Consider the following 24,242-nt stretch of genomic DNA (forward strand, 5'->3'; position numbering starts at 1 on the left):
GATTTAGGGGTAATTCAACTGAATTACCCTTTTATTGACTGACTCGCCAACCCGGCTGAATAATGCAATTTGCGCTGATTATCCATAATAATGCCTTCATAACCGGGAATGCGATTGAGCAACTCAATTCCTGCTTTAACTCCCAGCACAAATACTGCGGTAGACAATCCATCAGTAAGAATACTTTGCGCTCCCAATATCGATACGCTCTGCACCTCATGGCTCGACTTGCCACTTTTGGGCGACAAGATGTGATGATAACGCTCACCATCCTGTTCAAAATAGCGTTCGTAATCACCGGAGGTGGACAAAGCCATATTTTCTAGCGGCAACACCACAGCTTCGCGATCGCGATGACGCGGGTCACGGATCCCGACAATCCAGGGTTTGCCTCTTCTATCGCCTAACAGTCCGGTGTCCCCACCCGCAGTCACCAGCGCATGCTCAATCCCCAGCGCGCGCAGCTTTTCAAGGGCGTTGTCCACTGCATAACCTTTGGCAATCCCGCCCAAATCGATTTTGACGTCAGGATGATTGAAGTGAATGCTGAGTTGCTGTTTGTCCAATCGGATATGGTGGAAATTAATCGCATCCAGTAACTGTTCGATCTGTTGTTCATCCGGTTTGCTATGTTGCCGATAATCATACAAAAAGCCGACACTGGCAAAGGTTATGTCAAACGCTCCGTCAGTGCGATCAGACACATTTTGGGCGGTTTCGATCACCTCGAACATTTCTGCCGAAATCTTGATTGGATGCAAGCCAGCCTGACGATTAATCAAGGATAATTCACTGGATGCTTTATACGGACTCATAAGCTCGTCAATACGGCGCATTTCGTCCATAACGCTTTGTACGGCCTGTTTGCCAAGCTCCGCACTATCCGCCCAGATCTCGACCTGGATATTAGTCCCCATAATGCCTTCGGTCTGCTTAAACCATTCCGCCCTGAGCATCAATGGCGATAAGCAGATAAGCCCAACTAACAAGCCACGCATCAGGATATTTCCAGTCCCAGTTTGTATAGATCGTTTTTCTTTAATTCATAGTGACTGGCGACAAGCGCAGCCGCTTTTTTAAGCGGTAATTCCTGCATTAAACTCTTCAACAAATTAATCGCTGCAGCAGGAATATTGCCGGTATCGCGTTGGTAACCCGAAATCAGTAACACAAACTCACCCTTTTGATGGACAGCATCTTCTGTCAGCCACGCCTCTATCTGGCTGGCCGTGCCGGTCCTAAAGGTTTCAAAGGTTTTGGTCAATTCTTTGGCTAACACCAGTTGGCGCTCGTCGCCCAAAACTTTGCCAACCCATCTAATGGTATCCACAATACGCCGGGGCGACTCATAAAATACACAGGTCGCCGATTCTTCCTGTAGCAAATCCAGCGCCTGCTGACGGGCTTGTTCCTTGACCGGTAAAAAGCCCTCGAAACGGAATCTGTCGGTAGCCAATCCAGCGGCACACATTGCGGTAATGGCGGCACAGGCTCCCGGTATGGGAATAACCTCCAAGTTTTCGGCGCGACACTGATTAACCAATGCGTAACCGGGATCGCTGATCAGCGGCGTGCCGGCATCACTGATTAAGGCCACATCCAGTCCTTTTTGCATCCGTTCAATCAACTGGCGAGCACGCTGGGACTCATTATGATCATGCAAAGAAATAAGACGCGTATCAATTTGATAGTGCTGCAGCAACTTTTGGCTATGACGGGTATCTTCTGCGGCAATCACGTCGACCTGTTGCAGAATATCCACCGCCCGGTGTGTGATGTCGGCGAGATTGCCAATCGGCGTCGCGACGATATATAACTTGCCTGAATGTTCCAAAGTGACACACCTTTAATTGTTTTCAATTGCCAGCCATTCTAAACTACCGCACAGCATAAAGGTAAGTTAATGAGGGCGCATGAAATTTAATTGGCAATGGTTGGTAACAGGTTCGGTAACGATATTATGTGCCTGTAGTACGGTGCCACAAAAAAAAGCTCCGGATATCAGCGGCCCCCGCGAAGTGCAAATTGAACATCCTGCGCCAACCGAATCGGCTGAAAAATTTTTGCGCCTGGCCAAAGATGCCGAACCGGACAGACGCAACTTGCTGCTATTCCGCGCCGCCGAAATATGGCAAGTGCAACAGCAGTGTGACAAAAGTATCAAAGTCATCGATATTTTGCGGCCTGAACTGATTGTGCCGATGGATATCTCCCAGGCCAAGCTGATTGAAGCCGAATGTTTGCTGGATATGGGATTTGTCCCGCAGTCACAAAAATTGGCAAATGATATTATCGGTCAGTACGGTTTGCAGCAACGTCTTTATACGCTACGCGCCAGGTTGCTGGAACAACAACTGCATTGGCTGGATGCTGCTATCGCCTGGCAAAAAGTGGCCAGTACCAACCCACAGGCCAATGAACATATCTGGCCTTTATTAAAAAAATTATCGTTAAAACAACTGGAGCAGGCCAGTCAGCAAAACAATGATTTACAGGCCTGGCTACAGTTGGCGATTATCACCCGTAAACATTCCGCTGATGCCTATCGTATGGCGTTCGAATTGCAAACCTGGCAAGCCCGTTACCCTAACCATCCGGCCTACCAGAACCTGCCTAAAGATCTGGATATAGCATTACATACTGTAAAATATCAACCGCAAAGCATTGCCGTTCTATTACCTTTATCCGGCCGCTTGCAAAGTCAGGGAGAGGCACTCAAACAGGGGATTCTGGCGGCCTATTTTGAACATGAAAATGCCCAGCCGGAATTAACCTTTATCGATTCCAATCTGATGCAACCACAGGATAGCGTTAGTATTGCCGAGCAATACGATTTTATCGTCGGCCCACTGGAGAAAGAAAAAATTGAATCTTTGCTATCAACCTTGCCGGCCGATAAGCCGGTATTGGCGTTGAACCGCGTAGCAAATATCCCGCCGCAATCTCAAACCTACTTTTTTGCCTTGGCGCCAGAAGACGAGGCCCAGCAACTGGTCGAACATTTGCTCGATCAGGGTTTCAAAAAACCGGTATTGATTGCTTCAGGCAATAGCAGTATGCAACGCATGGTCAGTACGTTTAGCCAACTATGGCTGGAAAAAACCCGCTTTTCACCTAATTCGGTAACCTTTGAATCGAGCAAATCCATGCGTACCGGTATTGCCGATTTACTCGAAGTGAATCAAAGCCGGGCTCGCATCAGTCAAATTGAACGTCTTTACGCGAAGGAAGTTTATTCGTTCTATCGTAACAGGCAGGATATCGACGCCATCGTTATTTTTGCCAATGCCGAAGAAACCGAACTGTTGGTGCCCATTATCGAAGCCAGTATTAGTCCATTTTCCGATATGATCCCGGTGTTCGGTTCATCCCGCAGTTATAACCAGGTGATGAGTAATAACTCGCTACGAGACCTGCGTAATTTGACCTTTATTGATATGCCCTGGATGCTACCCCAACATCCCTGGCAAGAGCTGAAACATAGTTTTGATACTTTGTGGCCCAACCATCAAGGTAGCCTGCAACGGCTATTTGCTATGGGTTACGATGCCTATACCCTTATTCCGCACCTGAAGCATATGGCTATTCTGCCAGAATTGAGAGTCTCCGGATTGACCGGACAAATATCACTGGACAGTCATGATGTGCTGCATCAGGAGTTCGCTCTGGGCAAGGTCGAACAGGAGCAGGTTATAAAAATTGAACTGGATTAAACAACGCTTATCTACTCTGATAGGTCAGCAAGCCGAACAACTCGCTTGCCGTTATCTGCAGGAGCATGGACTGAAGCTTAGGCAAAGCAACTACCATTGTCGCCGTGGCGAGATTGATTTGATCATGACCGACGCTGAGCAACTGGTGTTTGTCGAAGTGAAATATCGTAGCCAGTCCAGCCATGGAGGTGCCGCAGAGTACTTTCATTCACATAAACGCAGAAAATTTGAATCTGCAGTTGCGCATTATTTACATGAACACAAATTAAATCCATCCATAACCGCTTACCGTATCGACTTATTGGCGATACAGGGCAGCGAGATTGAATGGTTTAAAGGAGTATAACAACCTGATGATCGAGCAGATTAAGGCCAATTTTACCGAAAGTATCCAGACTAAAATTGCCGCCACCGAAACCATGGCCGAATCCATCGCCTATGCCGCACAAATGATCGTTCACGCCCTCATCAGCGGTAACAAGATACTAAGTTGCGGCAATGGCGGCTCCGCTACCGATGCTCAGCGTTTCTCTTCAGAATTACTCAACCGATATGAACGGGAGCGCCCGAGTTTACCCGCTATCGCGTTAACAGCAGATACCTCAACCTTAACTTCTATTGCCAACGATTATAGCTATGACGAAATTTACTCCAAACAGGTACGTGCGTTAGGCCAATCTGGTGATATTCTATTAGCCATTTCCACTAGCGGTAATTCGCGCAATGTAATCACCGCGATGGAAGCGGCATTGAGCCGGGATATGACCATCATTGCCTTAACCGGTAAAGACGGTGGAGAAATGGCCGGGTTGTTAGGCCCCAATGATATTGAAATGCGGGTGCCATCTAACCGGACAGCCCGAATTCAGGAAGTGCATTTATTGGTCATTCATATTCTATGTGAGAGTATAGATAACAGTTTATTTCCAGATCATAGTGAGGAATAGCATGATTCGTTTAGCATTGGTGTTATCAGTATTAGCCTTGCAGGGCTGCGCTGCGGTTATCGTCGCCGGGGGCGTGGGTGTCGCCGCCTCAGCTCATGATCGTCGTACTATCGGCACCCAGATTGATGACAAGACCTTAACCGCCAGAATTTCCAATAACCTCAGCGAAAACAAGAACCTCGACGAATTTGCCCACGTTAGCGTGAATGTGTTCAATGGCATCGCCATTCTGGTGGGACAGACTCCCAATGACGATCTGCGTAATCAGGCGGAACAAGCGGCCAAAAATGTTCAGCACATTCGCAAGCTACACAATCAAATCCGCATTGGCTCACCGACTTCTACCGGTACTCGGGCCAACGACGTGTGGCTAGCCTCCAAAGTCAAAACCAATCTGATTGCCGATAAGCGCATAGACGGCTTGCATATTGATATTGTGGTGGAAGACTCGGAAGTATTTTTAATGGGTCTGGTCAACGAAAACGAAGCCAATATTGCGGTAGATATCGCCCGTAATATTGGAGGTGTAGCGCGAGTAGTTAAAGCGTTTGAGTATTTAAACTAGCAGGTAGGCAGGTACGGGTATAAAAAAAAGCGCTTAACGCGCTTTTTTATTGTCTTATTTAACCACTTTCAGCTGCGGTTTGCCCTTTACCGGTGGTGTTGCTGGCGCTTCAGTGTTTTCCACTTCATCTTCAGCCAACTCTTCTTCGTCGGTAAAAATAGTACCTGCGCCGTTTTCCTTGGCATAAATGGCTAACACCGCCTTGACCGGCACAAACAACTGCCTGGCTGCGCCACCAAAACGGGCCTGGAAACTGATATCCACGTTACCTACTGTAAGTTGCTGACAGGCGCTGGGAGAAATGTTCAATACAATCTGTCCCTGTTTCACATGTTCCTGGGGAACTTCCACCCCGGGTTGTAAAGCATCAACAACAATATAGGGTGTGAGATCGTTATCCAGAATCCATTCATGGAAAGCACGCAACATGTAAGGCCGGTTAGACGTCATATCCAAACCTATAACGGGTTATGTATTTCACGTTCCTGATCGGTCAATGACGCGACAAAGGAACTGCGTTCAAAAATACGCTTCATGTAGCTTTTAACTTCCTTGCTACCATTGCCGGACAATTCAATACCGAAGGCCGGTAAGCGCCACAATAAGGGAGCCAGATAACAATCTACCAGACTGAATTCTTCACTCATAAAGAAAGGCGTTTCAGCGAACAGCGGTGCCAGGCTCAGAATCGCTTCACGCAATTCGTTACGTGCCACTTCAACATTACCCTGGCCTTTGAGGATTTGCTCTGCCAGTGAATACCAGTCCTGCTCGATACGATGCATCATCAAACGGCTTTGACCGCGAGAAACAGGGTAAACAGGCATCAACGGAGGATGGGGAAAACGCTCGTCCAGGTATTCCATAATAATGCGGGACTGATACAACACCAGCTCACGATCAACCAGCGTAGGCACTGTTCCGTACGGGTTTAAATCAACTAAATCTTCAGGCACATTGCTAGGTTCGACAAACGTAATCTCGACCCCAACGCCCTTTTCTGCCAATACAATGCGTACTTGATGACTATAAATATCTATCGCATCGGAAAACAATGTCATGATAGAACGTTTATTTGTGGCTACAGCCATTAAGCTTCCTCCAAAATCCTAAAAATTGTCTTTGTCATAGATGGCAAAAAAAGGGGCATTAGTGCCCCTTTTCATACTGATTGATCATTATACACGATTTTTTGCAGAATTAATGAACTTCGCGCCAGTATTCTTTCTTCAGCAAATAGACAAAAACAAACAATACTAAAATAAACACAATCACCCAGCGACCGATACTTTCGGCTTCGAGTCTGGCCGGTTCGCCCATATAAGTCAGGAAGTTAACCAGATCCAATACCGCCTTATCATATTCGTCAGGGCTTAGCTCACCCTTGCCGTCACTTTTGATCCCCACATAGCGGTCAACCATTTCACCATCGACCATTCTTTGTTCATAGGTTTTGCTTGGTGTACCTTGCAGTTCCTGCAATACATGCGGCATACCTACTTCAGGGAAGACCAGATTGTTAACTCCCCATGGGCGTGAAGGGTCAGCATAGAAAGAGCGTAAATAGGTGTACAACCAGTCAGCTCCCCTAACGCGTGCGACCAGAGTCAAATCCGGTGGCGCCGCCCCAAACCATTTAGCGGCGGTCTTTTTGTGCATATTGTTGGTGATATAATCACCCACTTTTTCACCGGTAAATTGCAGGTTTTCCTGACCTAGTGCCAACGGAACGCCCAAGTCCTCAAAAGTACGCTGATAGCGTTGATACTGCATCTGGTGACAACCCAGACAGTAGTTCATAAAAGTACGGGCACCTGATTGCAATGAGGCTTTATCGGTTAAGTCGATATTGGCTTCATCCAGATGAACGCTATGACCACCGGCCGCCATGGCCAAAGTCGGCAGCAACAAGCTCAATAGAATGATTAACTTCTTCATTTAGAGATCCTCGCTGGCAGTGGTTTGGTCGTCTCGTTCTTACTGTAAATAAACATCAGTATAAAGAAGCCGAAATACATAACTGTCAGGATCTGTGACGCGGTAATCTTCCAGTTTTCTTGTGGTGTCCCACCTAAATAGCCGAGAAAGATAAACACGCCAGCAAACACAATCAGATTCCACTTGTGCAAACCTGAGCGATAACGCCAGGACTTGACTTTTGACCTGTCCCACCAGGGCAACAAAAACAGGAAGATGATGGCCAGAAACATGGCGCAAACACCCATCAGTTTATTCGGAACGGCCTTCAGGATGGCGTAGAAAGGTGTGAAATACCATACCGGGAAAATATGCTCCGGTGTTTTCAAACCGTTGGCAATTTCAAAATTTGGATGTTCAAGGAAGTAACCGAACATTTCCGGATTAAAGAACATGACATAGCAGAACAACAGCAGGAACACACAGAATGCGACCAAGTCTTTCAACACAATGTGCGGAAAGAAAGGGACAACATCATCAATAATGTCGTATTTGTTGGTGTAATACTCATGCATTTTGAATTTGGTTTTTTCTTCTTCTTTTAACGACCCTTTAGGACGCTTGACTTCAACACCATCCGGGTTATTGGAACCAACTTCATGCAAAGCAACAATGTGCAAGAACACCAAAATAACAATCACTAGTGGTAAAGCAATAACATGTAGCGCAAAAAAGCGGTTTAAGGTGGCGCCGGAGATCACATAGTCACCCTGGATCCACACCACCAAATCCGGCCCGATGCCAGGAATAGCACTGAATAGGGATACAATTACCTGTGCTCCCCAGTATGACATCTGTCCCCAGGGTAAAACGTAGCCCATAAAGGCTTCGGCCATCAATGCCAGATAAATAAACATACCGAACAGCCACAACAACTCACGAGGCTTCTGATAAGAGCCATAGATCATGCCGCGGAACATATGCAGATAAACCACAATAAAAAAGGCTGAAGCGCCGGTGGAGTGCATATAACGCAATATATAGCCGTAATCGACCTCACGCATGATGTATTCAACCGACGCAAACGCACGTTCGGCAGAAGGCTCAAAGTTCATGGTCAACCAGATACCGGTAACAATCTGGTTAATCAGTACGATAGTGGCCAGGAAGCCGAACACGTACCAGAAATTCATATTCTTGGGTGCTGGATATTCCATGGCGTGCATTTTTGCCACACGCATCATCGGAATACGGTATTCAATCCAGTCGAGTAGATTTTGCCACATATTATGCTGCTCCCTCTTCTGACCCTATTAACAAGGTATTGTCATCAATATAATAATAGGGTGGAACGACCAGATTCAGCGGCGCAGGCACGCCTTGAAAGACTCGTCCGGCCATATCAAATTTTGAACCGTGGCAAGGGCAGAAGAAGCCGTCTTTTACCCCTTCAACCATTTCCTCAAACTCACCGTCTTTCTTATGCTGTGGTGAACAGCCCAGGTGAGTACAGATACCGACCAACACCAGATATTCTTTTTTCAGTGAGCGATAATCGTTGCGGGCAAACTCTGGTTGCTGGTTTTCTTCGGAATGCGGGTCACGTAATTTATCATCGTGTTCCCCCAGCTCTTTCAACAATTGTGGTGTGCGGCGCACAATCCACACTGGTTTACTACGCCATTCAACGCGTAATAGCTGACCCGGTTCAACTTTACTGATATCCACTTTTATATCCGCACCGGCAGCTTTCGCCTTGGCGCTGGGATTCCAGGATGCAATAAAAGGCACAGCGGCACCCGCCACTCCTACGCCACCGACAACTGAGGTTGCAATGGTCAGGAAGCGACGCCGACTGTTATCTACAGGCGTATTGCTCATCCACTCTATCTCCAAGTTTTGGATTTATTTGTTATTACTCAGCTTGTATCAACTTGTGGCCTGCGTCTGGCTTGTCGATAACAACCCTGACAGCATAATAAACCCCAGATGACATATTCACTGCTGGACCCGTTTAAAGCTCAATGTCGATATCTAACAGGTATCCCACATGATCTGACGCCAACTCGCGACAACCTTAACAGTGATAAAGCTCTACTGAATAGTGGCTATTGACTTCTGTTCAATCAGACAAAAGCGATAATTTAGTTACAAAGCGCGAAAATGATAAAAGAAAACCCCTTCAAAACACAAGGAAATATGTATAAAACCCTAAATTAATTGGTAAAAATCGCGATTTACTCAAGTCCCGACCAACCGTCGCCAGATCCTTGTAGATGGGGCATAAAAAAACCGGCCACTGGGACCGGTTTTTGATATTTCTCGATAATACCGAAACTTAACGTTTTGAGTACTGAGGACGTTTACGGGCTTTATGCAAGCCAACTTTCTTACGTTCAACCTGACGAGAGTCACGAGTTACAAACCCGGCTTTACGCAGTGTTGGACGAAGTGTTTCGTCAAATTCCATCAGTGCACGTGTGATACCGTGGCGAATTGCGCCAGCTTGACCACCGATACCACCGCCTTTAACAGTGATATACAAATCGAATTTTTCAGTCATTTCAACCAATTCCAGCGGCTGACGAACGATCATACGGGCCGTTTCGCGACCGAAGAATACGTCAATTGAACGCTGGTTAATTGTGATGTTTCCACTACCTGGGCGCAAGAATACGCGAGCAGTAGAGCTTTTGCGGCGACCGGTACCGTAGTATTGATTATCTGCCATCATCTAGCTCCTAAATATCCAAAACTTGAGGCTGTTGAGCAGCATGCTTATGCTCGGTGCCCGCGTAGACTTTCATTTTACGGAACATAGCACGACCCAAAGGACCTTTAGGTAACATGCCTTTTACCGCTTTCTCAATGATCATCTCTGGTTTGTGTGCTTGTAACTTTTCAAAGTTAACTTCTTTCAAACCACCTGGATAGCCAGTGTGTGAGTAGTACATTTTGTCCTGGGTTTTGTTACCCGTAACAACCACTTTCTCAGCGTTGATCACAACAATATAATCGCCAGTATCTACATGAGGAGTATACTCTGGCTTATGTTTACCACGCAGACGACGTGCGATTTCCGTCGCAAGACGACCTAATGTTTTTTCTGCGGCATCTACCACAAACCATTCACGGGTTACCGTTTCAGGTTTAGCAACAAAAGTTTTCATCAATCGTTACCCTTAAATAAAAAAGTTACATTCTGGTTTAACTGCACAACAGTCAAACCGCTAAGACTAAATATATTGATCCCTTCGAATCATTTAGCCGTTCCACTTTCCCAAAGTGGCAGTAACTGGGCAGGGCGCGCATTATACAGATTATGCGCGGTTTATCCAGCCCTTTTATTTGGCTGTAGCCCCTACCCTATATGGTTTTTGTTGTAACGCTTGGTTTTACTGCCTTTCGCCGCTATTTATTGTTGATATTTTATGCTGTTTTAAATCTTTAAATTTATGATCACGCACAAAAAAGCCCGTAAAAATAACGGGCTTTTTGTTTACGCTGCGAGCGTTCGGAATCGCTCTGCAACCATTGGATTATGTAGCTTTTCAGCATAGGCGGCAAGGTATACGTGAGTAGGATCTAAACCGCTCATTTCAGCCATTTTATCTAGTATTTCTTCTCTAGGTATATTTTTGCCATTTCGATATTGACTGAAAGAATGGCGAGAAATACCTAGTTTTTTAGCTGCGGCATAGTCAGAAAGCTCCGCAGTTACTGCGTTTAGTACATCTTGAAAAGTCATAAATGTCAGCCGTTTTGTAGTTCGCCTGTTGAATATAGTCCAACCGTTAAGTCATTTCAATACGTTAAAACCTCGTTGATCTACGTTTAATTTGCATTTAACGTTACCCACACCTTAGGGCTATGTTGTTGGCCGTTGTAGTTCGCACTCACCGCGATACAGCCATTAGCCCGAGGTTTTAACGTTCCCTGTGGTGGCTGATTCGGCCGATGATGCCGCCAATTCTTACAGGGAAAAAATTAACAGGGGATGAATCAAAAATGACTACTGCACCACAAAGCCCAATATCAAAGCTATTGCTGTCTGAGCTTGAAGCGGCAAAAACAAAAGCCGCCAATGCTTATCTAAATGACGAAATCCCAGCTTCACAGCTTTCCGGTTATGCATTCGCATATTTGACCGAATCGGTTAACGAAACTGTTAGACGCATCGAAACGGGGCAACTATGAGCCGCATCGACGTATCACTTACACCAAAACAGATTGAATACGTTGTGTCTGGCCTGAGCGTACAGGCAAAAAACCTGCAAGGTCTGATTCAGACATTTACCAATTCGGGCAGCAATCCGGTAGTTGATGAATTTGTTGCAGAATTGCAGGACATTAAAACGTTACGTTCCAAGCTGAGTAATCTCATTTCATGAAACTTGGCGGCCACAATTACCAGTTAAGACAAAATATCGTCATTGCCTGTTATTTGCTGGCCGTATTTTTTTCTGTGGTGTCTCATAATCTATGAGAGCAGCGCCACGTACTCCAGAATTCAAGCCAGCGGCTAAAGTCGCTAAAAATATTGACTCCGGCAACATGCTACCGGCGATTAAAAAGTGGTATGGCCGAGCCAAAAAATTCGACATCACCATGTCAGATGTGATCGTGAAACAGCGCGGTCATCAAGAGAGAATCAATTTCTATCGTCGTGTTGTACTCAATCAATTAATGCCAGCAATGCTGTCCCTGCACGACTTATTAACCGGTTATTTACCGGCGTCCTGTATTACAACACTTAGCGACCAGTTGAACATCACCACCACCGGACAGGCCGAATATAAAAACGGTAAGAAGGTCGAAAAAGGCGGTAAGAAAAAGAAATCAATCAGCCGCATGAGTCGCGCTATTGCAATGATGCAAGCTTACGGCCTGATTGAAATTGAACATATCACAGACCCCACTACCGGTACTTATTTACCCTCGTTAATCAAATTAACAGATAGGTTTTATGCTGCACTGGGGATCACCGATAAAGAGCTGGAAAACGCCAAGAGACAGCGTATAGGCTACCTGAACTTAAACAAGAAGTATGGCAATGATAATGCCCTGACCTTTGAATCGTTGCCAGAGTTAGCCAGACGCAAGCAACGAGAACTCAGGAAGGAACGCCAAGAGTTCAGACGGGATTTACGCATTAAGCGCAGAGTATCGGCCATGAGCAACGCAGAATTGCATCAGACAGCCCAGAAAATCGTTAATGCAGCCCATTGTCAGGAAGAATTGAACGATATGTCTGACGCCCACTACAGCCGCTTGGTAGAGCATGAGAAACGCTCAATACTCAATCGTGCATATAGTCCACCGACTAGCCACTAAGTAACAACCCTGCATTAGCGGGGTTTTTCACGTTACGCCCCTTGTTTTTACTGCTCAAACCTTAATCAATTCCAAAAAGTTATCCACAAAATCTGTGAGTAACTGGATCCAAAACAACACTTACTAACAATATGCTGCAAGCGGTAAAGATTAAACACTGCAATATGATGGAGATAGTGCAAGGTTGTCGGCTTCGCATAAAACAAAAGACGTGGCCGCTTTTGAAATCAGAAAATGAAAAATCCCATTTTATAACCTGCTGTCTCACCGCGAGCGGTGTATAAAGTGCCTCGCCACTTCGTACCTGCGGTACGGGCGAAGGTTTCCAAAACCTAAGCGCCTGTCATCACTTCTGTACCGTAGTCACTGGATTAAAGCGGGTCTGGTCGCTTCGCTCTGGTTTAGCATGAAGGGGGAAGGCTTGAATATTCAGGGCTACACTGCATATTTATGCAATTACTGATAGATGGTTGAATAATTATTCATTTGCTGTATAAGTAATCACAGGGAACAAACAACGGCACGTTGTGAAACGCCCGTGACTATTAACCTAACCGCTGTGAAGCGACAAAGGAAAATCAATGTTCAAAAAACTACTACCTCCAAAGTCTGTACAGGCTTTATCTGACCAGTTCACCAATGAGCTTGACCAAATCATCGAACGCGAACAATCAAAGGCTGAGATAGCCAGAGATAAAGCGAACATGTACAAAAGTCACGAACTTAGCGCAATGGCTGAAGCGAGTCGCGCACATCGAGCCAAAGGCAAGCTGGCAGCACTTTTTAGCTAATCAATACAATCCTTTCAATCAATCCATTTAACTAACGCTGTGAAGCGTCAGGGGTGTTTACGTGAGTAAAAAGCAAGATATCAACGAGCCGTTAACACGGCGTGAGCAAATCGCTGATGCGCGAAGGCTGGCGGGTGAAATTCAGGACTTACAAGCCAGAGCCAAGCGGGTTATGCCTATTGCGGCCATTCCGATCATCAAGGAAGCGGCAACAAAGCAATCTGTTTTAAATATGCTGGTCGTGGGGTTGCTCAATGAATAAGAAAAAAGCCATTGAGCAAGGCAGAAAAGACTTTGAAACCGGTGTTTTTCGTCGTTTGAATCCGTATAAGTCCGGCTGGCGTCGAAAATACTGGTTTCAGGGATGGGATTCGGCGAGCTGGGGCGAGGAACGGGAGGACTACGACCTTGAGTAATGACAACTTAGGGCATGTTAAATGCCCGTTCACTGGGAATCTGGCCGTTGTTCGTATGAACAAGAAAGACAAGTTGTACTTTGTCAGCGCTGCCGGAATGATTACGCCAAGCTGCAAGGCTGGACAAGATTGGATGGAGTGCAACACGGAAAAGTGGCCGGAGCCGAATCGGCCACCGGATAACATCAAGCTGGAATATGACCACGACAGCCGCGCCCCGAAACCCGTATACGTAAACGGGGCAAAATCTCCGGAAATTCCGAAACCAGCCCCCGAAGCCCCGAAGATAAAACCCGAAGCTTCGGAACATGAACCCGTAAACGAAAAGTCCGGATTTTTGAAAAAACTTTGGGAGGGTGGCGCGGATGATGTTTGAATCTGAACAACCGGAAGCCGAACAGCCCGAAGGAATAGAGAACGAGCAAAACGAATGGTTAACGCTCGAATCTCAAGCAGCTGCATACGACAAAGGCGCTACAGTTTCGACCAGCGTAGAGGGCGAACCAGTCGAGTTCGCAACGGCTGATTTGCTCAGTCCGTTGCTGTCCTCTGGTTTTGCCCTGCTTTGTCCTAAGTGGGAGGTTGAACAAGAAGAGTCGGATGCACTGGCGCAAAGCTGGGGCGCGGTCGTTGATACGTTCTTTCCTTCGGTTAATGTTGATCCTCGTGTTGCCGTTGTTGTTGGGGCTGTTGCCAGTACAGCAATGGTTATCGGGCCAAGAATGGGTAAGCCGCGGACAGAAAAAGAGGCTAAACGACTTGAGAAAAAGAAAGTAGAGCAGGCAAAGCCGGAACGGGAAAAGCTCCCCGTCAATGATAAGCCGGTTGACCCCGTCAAAATCACATTAGATTAAACCAACGCTGTAAAGCGCCGGAGTATTAAAAATGCAAAGAATAGACACCAGCCGAAAGGCTGATATTCGTTATGTCATTGGCTCGACCGGAGCCGGAAAAAGTAGCTACGTAAAAAAAGAGGTCGCCGGAGATAAGCGGATATTGATATTCGACCCTGACGACGAATACGGCGATATAGCCGGAATGGTCACCGTTTACAATGCAACTGACCTGTTAGAACGCGTCAAGGCGGCTAAAACGTCAGATTTACGCATCAGGCTAGTGGCCGAAGGTCAAAAAGCCTTTGAATTTGTCTGTGATGTGGCTTTTACATGGACTAACTGCACGTTAATTGCCGAGGAGCTGGCGGACGTAACCAAGCCGAGTTTTGCCCCGCCAGCATGGGGGCGTGTTGTTCGTCGTGGAGCTAGAAAGCGCAATATTCGCATTTTTGCGACCACTCAACGCCCTGCTAATGCGGATAAAGTCATATTTACCCAGGCAACCATGATCCGAACCGGTTTGCTCGGCAACGATACGGACAGAAAAACCGTAGCTAGTGAAATGGATATTCCGGCATCGGAGATCGGGGCGCTGGATGAATTGGACTTTCTCGAATATCACAAACGAGGACGACATTTATACGGCGGCAACCTCAAAAATGACATTTACAAGAAAATAAATTAACGAATTTGCACATATACGAAGCCCCGAAAACAAGGGGCTTTTTTATGCCTGTGCATTTGGAAACTGGCGGCGAATGCAATCAGTAACCAACACAGGAAAAAATATGAAAGGCATTAGTTTAAAGCAAGTATTAGTCGTGACGCTGGGCGTTGCGGTTTTTCACATTGCACGCAATAAAGTTACCGCTATTCGTCGAATCACTGGTTAATCGGGGGTTCTATGAGTCGCAAATTTAACTTACTACCTAGTTTCTCCAATGTATCAGCTGGCGGTATCGCTACGCTGGAAATTCCGGTTGGCGTTACCTATGACCGGATCATGGTGGAATATGCAGGCGTTACCCTGTCGCAGATTCAAAACATTGAAGTTTTGGTCAATGGTAAGCCTATCTGGCAAATAGCGGACGGTCAGCGACTGCACGACCTGAACAGCTTTTACAAAGAGCGTAACGCAACGGCGGGGGTACTGGATTTCTGGTTTATCCGTCCTGAGTTCGACAACATCGACATGCGCCGCTTAACTGCACTGGGAACAATGGACGTAGCAACGTTTGCAATCAAAATGAAGATTGATAACGCCGCCGCTGCCCCTGTTCTTACTGCCACCGCTGTTAAGTCGCTGAATTCACCACTGGGAATGATTACCAAAATCAAGAGCTTTCCGGCCAGCTCTGCAACAGCAGGATTGAAGGATATTGACAATATCCCGAAAGAAGGCCGACTTGCTGCCGTGCACTTTTTCAAAGACGACATCAGCAAGGTTGATGTTGAAGCCGACAGCGTGAAGGTGTACGAGCTTTCCAAATCGTTAGGCGAAAAAGTACAGGCCGATTATGACCGTGTACCAATGACCGCAAAAGCTACCACAGTGGATTTTGTGACCGAAGGTAATCCGGCTACCGGTTTGATTATCGAAGGTGTGCAGCATTTGACATTCCGGCCAACGCTGGACACGTCAGGCGCGTTTGATGTGGTTGTCGAGTACCTGACAGGCTTTAAAGGCATTTAAGGGGGTACAAAATGACTGATGCAGTTACTGCATTTAACGGCACTGACTCTAGTTTTAACTGGGGCAATGTCGCGAGTCAGGCATTCGATTCCTTTTCCGGTTTACTGGGTTCTTACGCCCAGTACCGTATAGAGGAAAAGAAAGCCGAGAACACCGGAGCCAGTCAGGCAGCGGTAAATAATGCGGTTGAAAAACCGTATAACGTTGGCGCGGTACCGAATCAATCCACCGGTCAAGTTCAAACGGCAACACAAATCGCTGGTTATAGCTTGGACACAAAAACCATGCTGATGATCGGCGGCGGGATTGCACTTGGTCTTGTCATTTTTAAAAAGGTGCTGTGATGAATTGGAAAATGTTTTTCACCACAGTAGCCGCATCAGTATTAGCTGGTGTGGCGCTGGATAAGTGGCGTAACCGAAATCAGGGGGAGTAATGGGCGGATATACGTTGCAGTCAAGCACTAGCGACCAGACGTCGGCCTCTCTCGATTTTGCCAATCAATTTGGCGGCCTCAATAAGACAGTGACGAATGGTGTAGATTCGCGCTGGCTTATTGGTGGTGCCGTCATCATAGCGTTTTTGTTGCTTAAAAAGGGGAAATAATGGGCTTTTTAGGAGGCGGTTTCTTCGGCTCTGGCGGTAAAGCTGATTCCGGCAATACCAGCACCGATGCTCGCAATTATATCAACAATGTTGATCAGGCTAATGCTGCCGGTTCCCGCTATAACGCTAACCCGATATCCATCAACGTTAGCGGTAAGAGCAATGACGGCAATATCTCGATACAACAAACCGATTACGGGGCGATTGATGCCGCCGAGCGTGTAGCGCAGTACAGCGCTGATATGGGCGCTTACGGGATGCAGCTTGTTACCGAATCGTTGAATGACAATATCGAGCGGGGATTGGATAGCGTAGACAATGCGGTTTTAGGCAATCAGTCGGTTGTCGAATTGTCATTGATGAACAGCGCAGACCAAAACAATACGTTAGCCAGCGCGCTTGGCGAAGCCAATCAGATGAATAGCTTTATTGCTGAAAATGCCCTGAATTTTGGGCGTGATGCACTAGACAGTAATACCGGTTTGGCGGAGCAATTCGGTGCGGATTTAAAATCACTGGCGTCTGATTTTGGCGGCTTGATGGCAGACACAACGCAGTCAGCGTTTATTTTTGCAGATAACCAGAACGCCTATCTTGCCCAGGCATTGCAAGATGGTAATCAGTCGGTTTCTGACGCACTAAAAGAAATGGCAATGTTGCAAGAACAAGGGCTGGATAATGCTCTGGATGTTGCCAGTTCTATCAGCATGGATGACGCCGCCGAAGCCAGTACCAGCATGGTTAAATATTTAATGCTGGGTCTGACGGTATTTGGCGTTGCAATGGTTTTTAAGGGTTAATAATGAAAGTTAATTTAACAGCGGGTCAGGCTGTACCGATTCCAGTTGTTGCACGATATTTTCGGGTGATGACTGCCGTCGATATGGTGCATGTTGATATCGTTTCGACAAGCGGCAATAGCTATTTTTCATCTGAGGTCACATCTGGAATAGGGTTGGATTTTTCCGATAAAGTCGATTTTCCGGAGCCTGTTGGCAAAATCACAATCCGAAGCGAGACAGACCAGCAGATAGATATTTTTGCAGAGCTGGCAAAGGTCGATGATGATCGTCTTTCGGGTAATTTTGATATCAACGCCGCTTTATCTGTCGCTCAGACTGCGGCCAAAAGTCACAACGTGCCAGCATTGCAAAATATTGCTGTATCAACAGAAGTGTTGCCGGTTCGCGCTACCAGAAAAAGCGCCTTAATTCAGACTAACGGGCAGGTTTACATCGGTTCCACTGATGGCGTGAAAATGTCCGGTTTATTCGGTTGGGACAATCAGAGCGCTTTAACGTTAATACCTGTTGGCGGCATCGTAGAGGTGCGAATTAATGAGGATTACGATTAATGAGAGTGTTTAGCGTAGGCAGTCCTGATAATTCCGTGTTACGTGATGTAAATGAGATGCCATATTGCCTAACGGCGGTAATGGTAAGTAGTGATGGTTCAACCGGAACAAAGAACATTAATGAAAATGGTTGGTTTAGCGAGATTTTAGGCGCGTATGTAAGCTCAACAACACGAAACTCACCTATAACAGTTGCTAACGCATCTGGTAAAGGTCGCTTTGTGGGGTTTATCGGGCGCTATCTGCCATATCAAACGACCAGCTATGAATTAGAGATTATTGCTGATGGTAACTCTACGATATTTAACCTGACTGATTTACCTCAATCAAGACGGTTGGTTCTCGGCACGTTTCCGCCCTCTGATATGTCGCTCAAAGATAGGGTTGTCATCCCAGCAATAGGGGGTAACTGGTATGCGCAAATGCATGGTATTCCTTTTGAGCAAACGTTAGTTGTTAAGGAGAGAATAGACACTGTAAATGCAATTTCTACAGCCAGCAACAACAATATGTCTGCTGCGCTTTACCACTTAGACGGAAGAATTATTTAATGAAAATTGTAAATTTACTTAACTTTACAGAAGTGACAGCGGGAAACATTCCAGACAATGAATTCAAAGCCATGGTTGTCTATGAATTTGATAGTGCTGGATTTCCTGCAATATTTGAAATCAAACAGGTAACGCCGGAGCTATGCGTCAATTTGCTTGGTTTGTAGTAGTAGGGGGAATGATATTGCTTTTACGCAGTAGCACACAAACTCGCGGGATTCGCAATAACAACCCGATGAACATCCGCGAAGATATGAGGACGGATTACGATTGGATAGGCGAAGCCGCAGCCGATTACGATCCGGATTTTGAAGAATTCGACGCGCCGGAATATGGCATTCGGGCAGGGGTTCGGATATTACGGACCTATAAAGAAAAACACGGTTTAAATACTATCAGCGGCATTATATCCCGCTGGGCACCGGAGACAGAAAATGATACGCAAAGCTATATTAAAAGCGTTTCTCAACGGCTTTCGCTGGATGAAAACCAGCAATTATCCGTGGGACAATATCCAGATCTAGTTAAGGCGATTATTTACCACGAAAACGGCGTCCAGCCGTATACCGACAACATAATTCAAACGGGGGTGAATCTTGGCCTTGCCTAAATATCTAAGCGCTTCTGATGACATAGCGCTGGCCGGTTTATATGTGTTAACCGGTTTTATTATCTGGAAAGCTTATACAGGCTGGCGGGATACAGGGAACGCTGTCGGCAGTTGGCTAGGCGATATGGTCGCGCCGCTAGTCGTGCCGGAAGTGGTCAATGCACAAATAAAGCTGAAATCAGCTTACTTTTTGCCAAATGGTGATCTAACCAGTGAGGCATTACAGGTTATCAGTACCGGTTATCCAAACTTTTACCGAGTGGCGTTTGAAGGTCGCAGGATTAAACCGGATTATTCTTGGTTGGTTGACTCTGGTCAGCCGGTAATTGATGCGGATTATATATGAGCGTTTGGACAGGTATAAAAAGCCTTTTTTCATCAGATAACGTGATTGAAAAAGTATCAAGCGGTATAGATGCAGTTTGGTATACGGATCAAGAAAAGGCCGGTAATTTCCAATGGCTGTTAAAGCTTTATGAGCCTTACAAAATCGCCCAGCGGTTACTTGCTGTGATTTTTTGTGTTCCGTATGCGCTAGCGTTCTTGATAACGTTTGTCGCATCTTTTTTTATTAGTGTTCAGGCTCAGATGGCACTTTTAAGCGGTGATATTGCCACCATTGTCGGAATTGTTGTGGCCTTTTATTTTGGTGGTGGAGCTGTTGAAGGGGTAATCAAAAAGATAAAAAGCAGGGTGGATAATGGATAAACTGTTGGTAGAAATGCTCTCAAGCATTGATGTAAATACAGCATTGATATTACTGCTATTGCTCAGGGTTCACCTGAGAGTCAGCAAGCTAGAAGTAATCGAAGAGATCAGACAAAAGGCATAAAATTAGGTACTTTATATTCTATCAATTTATACAGCGAGAATATTATGTGTGGTCGATTGAATGTTATTGATGATCCACTTGTGAAGTGGGTTAGCCTAGTATTGGGAATCGATTTTGGTGTTACAACCAATACGGATTTACGCCCTACTCAGGAAGTTTCCACGGTGATTAATACACCTGAAGGATACAGCCAATTGAATACCACGTGGGGCATTAAACCTAATTGGTCGAAAAGTTTGCTGATAAACGCCAAAGCTGAAACTGTAGCAACAAAAAAGACATTCGCTAAAGCTTTTGATGAACATCGATGCTTGATACCGGTTAATGGCTGGTATGAATGGCGTGATGAAGGTAATCCACGCAAACAAAAATATCTATTCAGTGCCGCCGATGGCAATCCGTTGTTGATGGCTGGTGTATTTTATCCGAATGAAACGGGCAACCAACTAGTAACGTTAACAACTAAAGCTAATTCGCGTTGTGATGAAATTCATAATCGCATGCCGGTTATTGTACCGGCTGACAATGTAGATTATTGGTTTAGTGCGAAGGTAGAACAGCTTAACCCTTTGCTTGATCCACTAGGTAACGAGAAAATTATTTATTCAGCAGCATAAGATTTCATCCAATATGCTGAGAAGAAAATGATTAAAAAGGTAACATTTTTACAGCTTCTATTTGCCGCTTTTCATCACGCATATCATAGATGCGGGTTGTTGAAATATCAGAATGTCGCATTAACTTTTGCACTATAAAAATATCAACACCTTGCTCAATAAGATGAGTGGCAAACGAACGCCGGAGATCATGCGGTGTGAAGTGACGAACGTCGGCCAGCTCATAGCGTCGTTTTATAATATCGCCCACAGTGCGAGAGCTGATCCGCTTGTGTGTCAATTCGCCAGAGTTACCAACATGGCTAAATATCGCTATATGCTCCTCTCCGCGAAGCTCCAGCCATTTATCCAGCGCATTCTTGGCAAAATCCGGCAAATACACAAACCGCCTAAAACCGCCCTTACCGTTCACCAGTAGCCGGTTATCGGTGTAATCAGCAGAATTTAACAGCGTCAATTCATGCCTACGCAAACCACCACCATACGACACAGCAATAATCGCGCTGTCTCGCACTTCACGCGGAATACATTCATCTGCTCGATAATTGATAAGCTGTTTTAACTCATTGGGTGTAAGCAGCCGACCTGTAGTTCTAGAATTGCCCCTGACGCGCTTAACGTCCTGAACCCTCATAAACGTATCGGTATCTAATATTCGGAGTCTCCACGCTTCCCGGGCTACAGCTTTGACGATAGTCAGGTAATTATTAATGGTCGATGGCTGAATATCGCTATCAATTAAGATCCTCTTGAGCTTTAGCAGTTCAACATAATCAAAGCTCGCCCAGTCATAGTTGTAATAGTCGCTGGCTCCTAATTTGCGGCACATATTGTTTATTATAAACGTACAATTTCTAACAGAGCTGGCCGAATTCAACGAACATAGATAAACCTCTGCGGGGTTTTTATAGATTATTTGGTTATTTGTTTTCATTTATTACGTTCCCTAAGTAATAAAAAGACAGAAAATAAACCAGCAATAAAACATATAAAAACAAGGGTTGCGAAGATAAAGCAGAGGATCATGCCATTTTTAAACAATTTATCGTTATATATCGTTTATAAAACCGGCATCGGGTCGCGCAATATACAGACTTTATCGGATAGATCACGCAGAAATTTCATACAAATTCAATGTTTACCAAAAACAGTATAAATAACCTGAGTTCGGGATAAGCCGCGCCTCTCGATAACCCTCTTTTTGCGCCTAGCGGCGTTAGGTTTGCTAGCAATAGCCAGCTATTACGTACGAAAACCCGCCTCTAGCACTAAAGTACTGCACACTTTTTGTGCATTTGATCCTAGAGTAACTTGAGCATAAGGAAGTGGTCTTTATCGCAGCAACCACTTACAGGGAGTTATTCACTTAAAATAACAAGAGGAGCATTAACATGCTCAATAATTTCAATAAGCTGATTATACGTAACATCCTGCCGGGAATGGTTATCCTGTTGGCGACCATTAGCTCAGCCTGGGCCGGAAGTTGGGCAAATAACGTCAATATTGGCGGCTTTAATAAAGTACATATCTACACACCTGACAGTGTTTCACCTATTGGTCAGGGCAAAAGTCTGATGCTGGTACTGCATGGCTGTGTACAATCAATAGACGTCTATCTTAATGCCAATCTGGCCCAAACTGCCGAACAATATGGCATGGTGATCGCCGTTCCCGATGCCATGAATAAAGCCGGTTACAGCTGCTGGTCTTATTGGCAGGGGACAAAATCACGGACTTCTGGCGATTATAAAAATCTGATTACGTTGGCTAATACTTTGTCCGCTGATAGCTCCCGCAATATTGATCCCAACCAGGTTTATATTGCCGGTTTGTCCTCTGGAGCTTCCTTTGCCAATACCACCGGTTGTTTAGCACCTGATGTGTTTGCCGGCATGGGCATTAGTGCGGGTCCAAGTATCGGGACTAGCTCCAGTGGCGCCTTGGGGCCATGCGAAACCGCCGATGTAGAAAGCCGATGCAACCAATATGCCGGCAGTTATAGCAGTTTTTTTGAAACTCAAGTGGCCTCCATCGCCCAAGGCGAAGACGATACCACAGTCAATCTTTGTTATAACCAGCAAAATGCCGAAGGCATGGCCGATGTGTACGGCGTCAGTCAAATTTCCGGTACTAATACGATTTCAGAAGGGGCCGGGCACAGTGCTGATGAAACGCTTTGGCAAGACGGACGAGTTTCCATGTTATGGTTCAACAATGTGGACCACTCCTGGTCGGGTGGTCAGGGTGCCAGTGGTGCCTATATCAGTGGCAATAGCGTCAACTATGCCAGTTATCTGGCGCAGTATTTTATTGATCATAATCAACGGGTTGATCGTAATAACGGCCCGGAATTAAGCAATATTGATATTAGTGTCAATAACGATACGATCGTTATTGTCGGTACCGCAGTGGATGCAGACGGCAGTGTCAGCACGGTATCCGCCACTTTTACCGATAGCAATAACGCGATCAGCACCGCCACTACTACTGTAAACAGCAATAATTCCTTTACTCTCAGTAGTGGTAGCTTGTCCGACGATTTATATGTGATCAGTATCGTAGCCACAGATAATGACAATGCTGATAGTGAAATTTATCAGGATACAGTGCGCGTGGGTCCCGAACCTCCGGCCAGCGCCCCGCAAATTAGTAATCTAGATGCCACAGTTAACGGCCAGTGCGCCACGATAAGCGGTAATGTCATCGACGCTAACCAGAATCTGGCTTCGGTGGATGTGCAATTTGATATTGGCACAGTATCGGCGCAAATCAGCGGCACAAATTTTAGTGCCGAACAATGTAATTTACCCGGCGGTACTAATGTCGCCAATATCACTGCAGCAGATTTAACCAATCTGGTTTCCACCGACAGTATCAGTTTTGAGATTGACGCAGGCCAAAAGGCTACGCTGGATCAACATATCAGTGCTGGTCGACTGGACTATACCAACTACGCCAATTGCTATCTGGAATACAGTACTAACAGTTTTACTCTCAACGAAACCCAGGTTGGAGTTGAGCAATGCCAGTGGCAAGATGATGATGCCAGCTGCGTTGGCCCGACCCAATCCTGCAGCGGCGCTTCTGGCGGCGAAGGTAGTGAAGAACCGGATGAGTGTTCAGAGTTCAGTACCAACAATTACAGCCATAAGCTGGCAGGACGAGCGTACAGTACAGGTTACTATTATGCGCCTGACTATTTTGCTGCCGGTAGCGACGAGCCGTTGTCAGGTTCAACTTATGGTATCAATACATTGTATTCGACAGATGACAGCAATTGGCATTTGGGAAGTTGTCCAGAATAATAATACTTGAAAATCCACAATGAAGGGACGCCAAACGGCGTCCCTGTTAACAACTCTATATACTAGGGCGTGTTGATCTTTGGTGTGTGTTTTTGCAGCAGTTTGTCGCGTATTTATACAAGGCAGAGTGAGTGTGGTGTAGTTATTCTACATGA

The 24,242-nt window shown here is 45.8% G+C and carries 35 protein-coding genes; 24 read left to right on the top strand and 11 right to left on the bottom strand.

Annotation, left to right across the window (positions count from 1 at the left end):
- Positions 1-23 precede the first annotated feature (23 nt).
- Complete coding sequence (locus V1467_RS17100; protein ID WP_416306184.1) at positions 24-998, bottom strand: FAD:protein FMN transferase; 975 nt, start codon at positions 996-998, stop codon at positions 24-26.
- A complete protein-coding gene (rsmI, locus tag V1467_RS17105) occupies positions 998-1,834 on the bottom strand; it encodes a 16S rRNA (cytidine(1402)-2'-O)-methyltransferase (RefSeq protein ID WP_416306185.1) in 837 nt (278 codons plus the stop codon). The genes V1467_RS17100 and rsmI overlap by 1 nt, the downstream gene beginning before the upstream one ends.
- A gap of 79 nt (positions 1,835-1,913) precedes the next feature.
- Between rsmI and V1467_RS17110 the strand changes: the two genes are divergently transcribed.
- Genes V1467_RS17110 through V1467_RS17125 form a run of 4 tightly spaced genes read left to right on the top strand, consistent with a single transcriptional unit; the run spans position 1,914 to position 5,225 of the window.
- Positions 1,914-3,713: a penicillin-binding protein activator gene (locus tag V1467_RS17110; RefSeq protein WP_416306186.1), complete on the top strand. Its 1,800-nt coding sequence runs from the start codon at positions 1,914-1,916 to the stop codon at positions 3,711-3,713.
- Positions 3,700-4,059, top strand: coding sequence for a YraN family protein (locus V1467_RS17115; RefSeq protein ID WP_416306187.1), 360 nt, complete (start codon positions 3,700-3,702; stop codon positions 4,057-4,059). Before V1467_RS17110 ends, V1467_RS17115 begins: the two co-directional genes overlap by 14 nt.
- 7 nt (positions 4,060-4,066) lie before the next feature.
- Positions 4,067-4,660 carry a phosphoheptose isomerase gene (locus V1467_RS17120; protein ID WP_416306188.1) on the top strand — a complete coding sequence of 198 codons (594 nt, stop codon included), beginning with the start codon at positions 4,067-4,069 and terminating at the stop codon, positions 4,658-4,660.
- 1 nt (position 4,661) lies between these two features.
- Complete coding sequence (locus V1467_RS17125) at positions 4,662-5,225, top strand: BON domain-containing protein (RefSeq protein WP_416306189.1); 564 nt, start codon at positions 4,662-4,664, stop codon at positions 5,223-5,225.
- A gap of 54 nt (positions 5,226-5,279) precedes the next feature.
- Here V1467_RS17125 and V1467_RS17130 read toward each other — a convergent pair whose 3' ends face one another.
- From V1467_RS17130 to V1467_RS17165, 8 genes are all read right to left on the bottom strand, one after another.
- The gene (locus V1467_RS17130) at positions 5,280-5,675 is read right to left on the bottom strand and encodes a ClpXP protease specificity-enhancing factor (protein ID WP_416306190.1); all 396 of its coding nucleotides are present in this window, start codon (positions 5,673-5,675) and stop codon (positions 5,280-5,282) included.
- A gap of 8 nt (positions 5,676-5,683) precedes the next feature.
- A complete protein-coding gene (gene sspA / locus V1467_RS17135) occupies positions 5,684-6,316 on the bottom strand; it encodes a stringent starvation protein SspA (RefSeq protein WP_416306191.1) in 633 nt (210 codons plus the stop codon).
- A 109-nt stretch (positions 6,317-6,425) separates the two neighbouring features.
- A complete protein-coding gene (locus tag V1467_RS17140) occupies positions 6,426-7,163 on the bottom strand; it encodes a cytochrome c1 (RefSeq protein WP_416306192.1) in 738 nt (245 codons plus the stop codon).
- Positions 7,160-8,428 carry a cytochrome b gene (locus V1467_RS17145; protein WP_416306193.1) on the bottom strand — a complete coding sequence of 423 codons (1,269 nt, stop codon included), beginning with the start codon at positions 8,426-8,428 and terminating at the stop codon, positions 7,160-7,162. Before V1467_RS17145 ends, V1467_RS17140 begins: the two co-directional genes overlap by 4 nt.
- A 1-nt stretch (position 8,429) precedes the next feature.
- Positions 8,430-9,023 (bottom strand): ubiquinol-cytochrome c reductase iron-sulfur subunit, encoded by a 594-nt coding sequence (gene petA / locus V1467_RS17150; RefSeq protein WP_416306194.1) that lies wholly within the window; start codon positions 9,021-9,023, stop codon positions 8,430-8,432.
- Between the two features lie 457 nt (positions 9,024-9,480).
- Positions 9,481-9,873: a 30S ribosomal protein S9 gene (rpsI, locus tag V1467_RS17155; protein ID WP_416308721.1), complete on the bottom strand. Its 393-nt coding sequence runs from the start codon at positions 9,871-9,873 to the stop codon at positions 9,481-9,483.
- Between the two features lie 10 nt (positions 9,874-9,883).
- Entirely contained in the window at positions 9,884-10,312 is a 429-nt protein-coding gene (gene rplM, locus V1467_RS17160; RefSeq protein ID WP_416306195.1) for a 50S ribosomal protein L13, read from the bottom strand.
- Between the two features lie 329 nt (positions 10,313-10,641).
- Positions 10,642-10,890 (bottom strand): helix-turn-helix domain-containing protein, encoded by a 249-nt coding sequence (locus tag V1467_RS17165; protein WP_416306196.1) that lies wholly within the window; start codon positions 10,888-10,890, stop codon positions 10,642-10,644.
- Positions 10,891-11,099: 209 nt separating this feature from the next.
- Here V1467_RS17165 and V1467_RS17170 point away from each other — a divergent pair, with 209 nt between their 5' ends.
- From V1467_RS17170 to V1467_RS17260, 19 genes are all read left to right on the top strand, one after another.
- The gene (locus V1467_RS17170) at positions 11,100-11,339 is read left to right on the top strand and encodes a hypothetical protein (RefSeq protein WP_416306197.1); all 240 of its coding nucleotides are present in this window, start codon (positions 11,100-11,102) and stop codon (positions 11,337-11,339) included.
- Entirely contained in the window at positions 11,336-11,533 is a 198-nt protein-coding gene (locus V1467_RS17175; protein ID WP_416306198.1) for a hypothetical protein, read from the top strand. Before V1467_RS17170 ends, V1467_RS17175 begins: the two co-directional genes overlap by 4 nt.
- 91 nt (positions 11,534-11,624) lie before the next feature.
- Positions 11,625-12,476 (top strand): plasmid replication initiator RepA, encoded by an 852-nt coding sequence (gene repA / locus V1467_RS17180; protein WP_416306199.1) that lies wholly within the window; start codon positions 11,625-11,627, stop codon positions 12,474-12,476.
- A gap of 581 nt (positions 12,477-13,057) precedes the next feature.
- Positions 13,058-13,267: a hypothetical protein gene (locus V1467_RS17185; protein WP_416306200.1), complete on the top strand. Its 210-nt coding sequence runs from the start codon at positions 13,058-13,060 to the stop codon at positions 13,265-13,267.
- A gap of 61 nt (positions 13,268-13,328) precedes the next feature.
- Positions 13,329-13,529 carry a hypothetical protein gene (locus V1467_RS17190; RefSeq protein ID WP_416306201.1) on the top strand — a complete coding sequence of 67 codons (201 nt, stop codon included), beginning with the start codon at positions 13,329-13,331 and terminating at the stop codon, positions 13,527-13,529.
- The gene (locus V1467_RS17195) at positions 13,522-13,683 is read left to right on the top strand and encodes a hypothetical protein (protein WP_416306202.1); all 162 of its coding nucleotides are present in this window, start codon (positions 13,522-13,524) and stop codon (positions 13,681-13,683) included. The genes V1467_RS17190 and V1467_RS17195 overlap by 8 nt, the downstream gene beginning before the upstream one ends.
- Positions 13,676-14,059 (top strand): hypothetical protein, encoded by a 384-nt coding sequence (locus tag V1467_RS17200; protein WP_416306203.1) that lies wholly within the window; start codon positions 13,676-13,678, stop codon positions 14,057-14,059. Before V1467_RS17195 ends, V1467_RS17200 begins: the two co-directional genes overlap by 8 nt.
- Positions 14,049-14,537, top strand: coding sequence for a hypothetical protein (locus V1467_RS17205; protein ID WP_416306204.1), 489 nt, complete (start codon positions 14,049-14,051; stop codon positions 14,535-14,537). Before V1467_RS17200 ends, V1467_RS17205 begins: the two co-directional genes overlap by 11 nt.
- 31 nt (positions 14,538-14,568) lie before the next feature.
- Complete coding sequence (locus V1467_RS17210; protein ID WP_416306205.1) at positions 14,569-15,204, top strand: helicase HerA domain-containing protein; 636 nt, start codon at positions 14,569-14,571, stop codon at positions 15,202-15,204.
- Positions 15,205-15,423: 219 nt separating this feature from the next.
- The gene (locus V1467_RS17215) at positions 15,424-16,212 is read left to right on the top strand and encodes a major capsid protein P2 (protein WP_416306206.1); all 789 of its coding nucleotides are present in this window, start codon (positions 15,424-15,426) and stop codon (positions 16,210-16,212) included.
- An 11-nt stretch (positions 16,213-16,223) separates the two neighbouring features.
- Positions 16,224-16,556 carry a hypothetical protein gene (locus V1467_RS17220; protein WP_416306207.1) on the top strand — a complete coding sequence of 111 codons (333 nt, stop codon included), beginning with the start codon at positions 16,224-16,226 and terminating at the stop codon, positions 16,554-16,556.
- A gap of 261 nt (positions 16,557-16,817) precedes the next feature.
- A complete protein-coding gene (locus V1467_RS17225; RefSeq protein ID WP_416306208.1) occupies positions 16,818-17,618 on the top strand; it encodes a hypothetical protein in 801 nt (266 codons plus the stop codon).
- A 2-nt stretch (positions 17,619-17,620) separates the two neighbouring features.
- Positions 17,621-18,172 carry a hypothetical protein gene (locus V1467_RS17230; protein WP_416306209.1) on the top strand — a complete coding sequence of 184 codons (552 nt, stop codon included), beginning with the start codon at positions 17,621-17,623 and terminating at the stop codon, positions 18,170-18,172.
- Positions 18,172-18,723: a hypothetical protein gene (locus tag V1467_RS17235; protein WP_416306210.1), complete on the top strand. Its 552-nt coding sequence runs from the start codon at positions 18,172-18,174 to the stop codon at positions 18,721-18,723. The genes V1467_RS17230 and V1467_RS17235 overlap by 1 nt, the downstream gene beginning before the upstream one ends.
- Entirely contained in the window at positions 18,723-18,890 is a 168-nt protein-coding gene (locus V1467_RS17240) for a hypothetical protein (protein WP_416306211.1), read from the top strand. The genes V1467_RS17235 and V1467_RS17240 overlap by 1 nt, the downstream gene beginning before the upstream one ends.
- Positions 18,866-19,333, top strand: coding sequence for a virion protein (locus V1467_RS17245; protein ID WP_416306212.1), 468 nt, complete (start codon positions 18,866-18,868; stop codon positions 19,331-19,333). The genes V1467_RS17240 and V1467_RS17245 overlap by 25 nt, the downstream gene beginning before the upstream one ends.
- Complete coding sequence (locus V1467_RS17250; protein ID WP_416306213.1) at positions 19,320-19,679, top strand: hypothetical protein; 360 nt, start codon at positions 19,320-19,322, stop codon at positions 19,677-19,679. The genes V1467_RS17245 and V1467_RS17250 overlap by 14 nt, the downstream gene beginning before the upstream one ends.
- Positions 19,676-20,041 carry a hypothetical protein gene (locus V1467_RS17255; RefSeq protein ID WP_416306214.1) on the top strand — a complete coding sequence of 122 codons (366 nt, stop codon included), beginning with the start codon at positions 19,676-19,678 and terminating at the stop codon, positions 20,039-20,041. The genes V1467_RS17250 and V1467_RS17255 overlap by 4 nt, the downstream gene beginning before the upstream one ends.
- Positions 20,042-20,221: 180 nt before the next feature.
- Positions 20,222-20,782, top strand: a complete 561-nt coding sequence (locus V1467_RS17260) for an SOS response-associated peptidase (RefSeq protein WP_416306215.1) — start codon at positions 20,222-20,224, stop codon at positions 20,780-20,782.
- A gap of 31 nt (positions 20,783-20,813) precedes the next feature.
- Here V1467_RS17260 and V1467_RS17265 read toward each other — a convergent pair whose 3' ends face one another.
- Entirely contained in the window at positions 20,814-21,611 is a 798-nt protein-coding gene (locus V1467_RS17265) for a site-specific integrase (RefSeq protein WP_416306216.1), read from the bottom strand.
- A gap of 562 nt (positions 21,612-22,173) precedes the next feature.
- Between V1467_RS17265 and V1467_RS17270 the strand changes: the two genes are divergently transcribed.
- Complete coding sequence (locus V1467_RS17270; protein WP_416306217.1) at positions 22,174-24,087, top strand: alpha/beta hydrolase family esterase; 1,914 nt, start codon at positions 22,174-22,176, stop codon at positions 24,085-24,087.
- Positions 24,088-24,242 lie beyond the last annotated feature (155 nt).

The sequence above is a fragment of the Neptunicella plasticusilytica genome (assembly GCF_047922965.1).
GTDB lineage: Bacteria > Pseudomonadota > Gammaproteobacteria > Enterobacterales > Alteromonadaceae > Neptunicella > Neptunicella plasticusilytica.

Bases quoted from the DNA above. Each gene is read 5' to 3' on its own strand.
- rplM (WP_416306195.1), bottom strand. From the start codon at position 10,312: ATGAAAACTTTTGTTGCTAAACCTGAAACGGTAACCCGTGAATGGTTT.
- V1467_RS17110 (WP_416306186.1), top strand. From the start codon at position 1,914: ATGAAATTTAATTGGCAATGGTTGGTAACAGGTTCGGTAACGATATTA.
- V1467_RS17170 (WP_416306197.1), top strand. From the start codon at position 11,100: ATGATGCCGCCAATTCTTACAGGGAAAAAATTAACAGGGGATGAATCA.
- V1467_RS17205 (WP_416306204.1), top strand. From the start codon at position 14,049: ATGATGTTTGAATCTGAACAACCGGAAGCCGAACAGCCCGAAGGAATA.
- V1467_RS17185 (WP_416306200.1), top strand. From the start codon at position 13,058: ATGTTCAAAAAACTACTACCTCCAAAGTCTGTACAGGCTTTATCTGAC.
- sspA (WP_416306191.1), bottom strand. From the start codon at position 6,316: ATGGCTGTAGCCACAAATAAACGTTCTATCATGACATTGTTTTCCGAT.
- V1467_RS17120 (WP_416306188.1), top strand. From the start codon at position 4,067: ATGATCGAGCAGATTAAGGCCAATTTTACCGAAAGTATCCAGACTAAA.
- V1467_RS17215 (WP_416306206.1), top strand. From the start codon at position 15,424: ATGAGTCGCAAATTTAACTTACTACCTAGTTTCTCCAATGTATCAGCT.
- V1467_RS17140 (WP_416306192.1), bottom strand. From the start codon at position 7,163: ATGAAGAAGTTAATCATTCTATTGAGCTTGTTGCTGCCGACTTTGGCC.
- V1467_RS17175 (WP_416306198.1), top strand. From the start codon at position 11,336: ATGAGCCGCATCGACGTATCACTTACACCAAAACAGATTGAATACGTT.
- V1467_RS17270 (WP_416306217.1), top strand. From the start codon at position 22,174: ATGCTCAATAATTTCAATAAGCTGATTATACGTAACATCCTGCCGGGA.
- petA (WP_416306194.1), bottom strand. From the start codon at position 9,023: ATGAGCAATACGCCTGTAGATAACAGTCGGCGTCGCTTCCTGACCATT.
- V1467_RS17245 (WP_416306212.1), top strand. From the start codon at position 18,866: ATGCGTCAATTTGCTTGGTTTGTAGTAGTAGGGGGAATGATATTGCTT.
- V1467_RS17220 (WP_416306207.1), top strand. From the start codon at position 16,224: ATGACTGATGCAGTTACTGCATTTAACGGCACTGACTCTAGTTTTAAC.
- V1467_RS17230 (WP_416306209.1), top strand. From the start codon at position 17,621: ATGAAAGTTAATTTAACAGCGGGTCAGGCTGTACCGATTCCAGTTGTT.
- V1467_RS17145 (WP_416306193.1), bottom strand. From the start codon at position 8,428: ATGTGGCAAAATCTACTCGACTGGATTGAATACCGTATTCCGATGATG.
- V1467_RS17210 (WP_416306205.1), top strand. From the start codon at position 14,569: ATGCAAAGAATAGACACCAGCCGAAAGGCTGATATTCGTTATGTCATT.
- rpsI (WP_416308721.1), bottom strand. From the start codon at position 9,873: ATGGCAGATAATCAATACTACGGTACCGGTCGCCGCAAAAGCTCTACT.
- V1467_RS17265 (WP_416306216.1), bottom strand. From the start codon at position 21,611: ATGTGCCGCAAATTAGGAGCCAGCGACTATTACAACTATGACTGGGCG.
- V1467_RS17235 (WP_416306210.1), top strand. From the start codon at position 18,172: ATGAGAGTGTTTAGCGTAGGCAGTCCTGATAATTCCGTGTTACGTGAT.
- V1467_RS17125 (WP_416306189.1), top strand. From the start codon at position 4,662: ATGATTCGTTTAGCATTGGTGTTATCAGTATTAGCCTTGCAGGGCTGC.
- repA (WP_416306199.1), top strand. From the start codon at position 11,625: ATGAGAGCAGCGCCACGTACTCCAGAATTCAAGCCAGCGGCTAAAGTC.
- V1467_RS17195 (WP_416306202.1), top strand. From the start codon at position 13,522: ATGAATAAGAAAAAAGCCATTGAGCAAGGCAGAAAAGACTTTGAAACC.
- V1467_RS17130 (WP_416306190.1), bottom strand. From the start codon at position 5,675: ATGACGTCTAACCGGCCTTACATGTTGCGTGCTTTCCATGAATGGATT.
- V1467_RS17225 (WP_416306208.1), top strand. From the start codon at position 16,818: ATGGGCTTTTTAGGAGGCGGTTTCTTCGGCTCTGGCGGTAAAGCTGAT.
- V1467_RS17255 (WP_416306214.1), top strand. From the start codon at position 19,676: ATGAGCGTTTGGACAGGTATAAAAAGCCTTTTTTCATCAGATAACGTG.
- V1467_RS17240 (WP_416306211.1), top strand. From the start codon at position 18,723: ATGAAAATTGTAAATTTACTTAACTTTACAGAAGTGACAGCGGGAAAC.
- V1467_RS17165 (WP_416306196.1), bottom strand. From the start codon at position 10,890: ATGACTTTTCAAGATGTACTAAACGCAGTAACTGCGGAGCTTTCTGAC.
- V1467_RS17100 (WP_416306184.1), bottom strand. From the start codon at position 998: ATGCGTGGCTTGTTAGTTGGGCTTATCTGCTTATCGCCATTGATGCTC.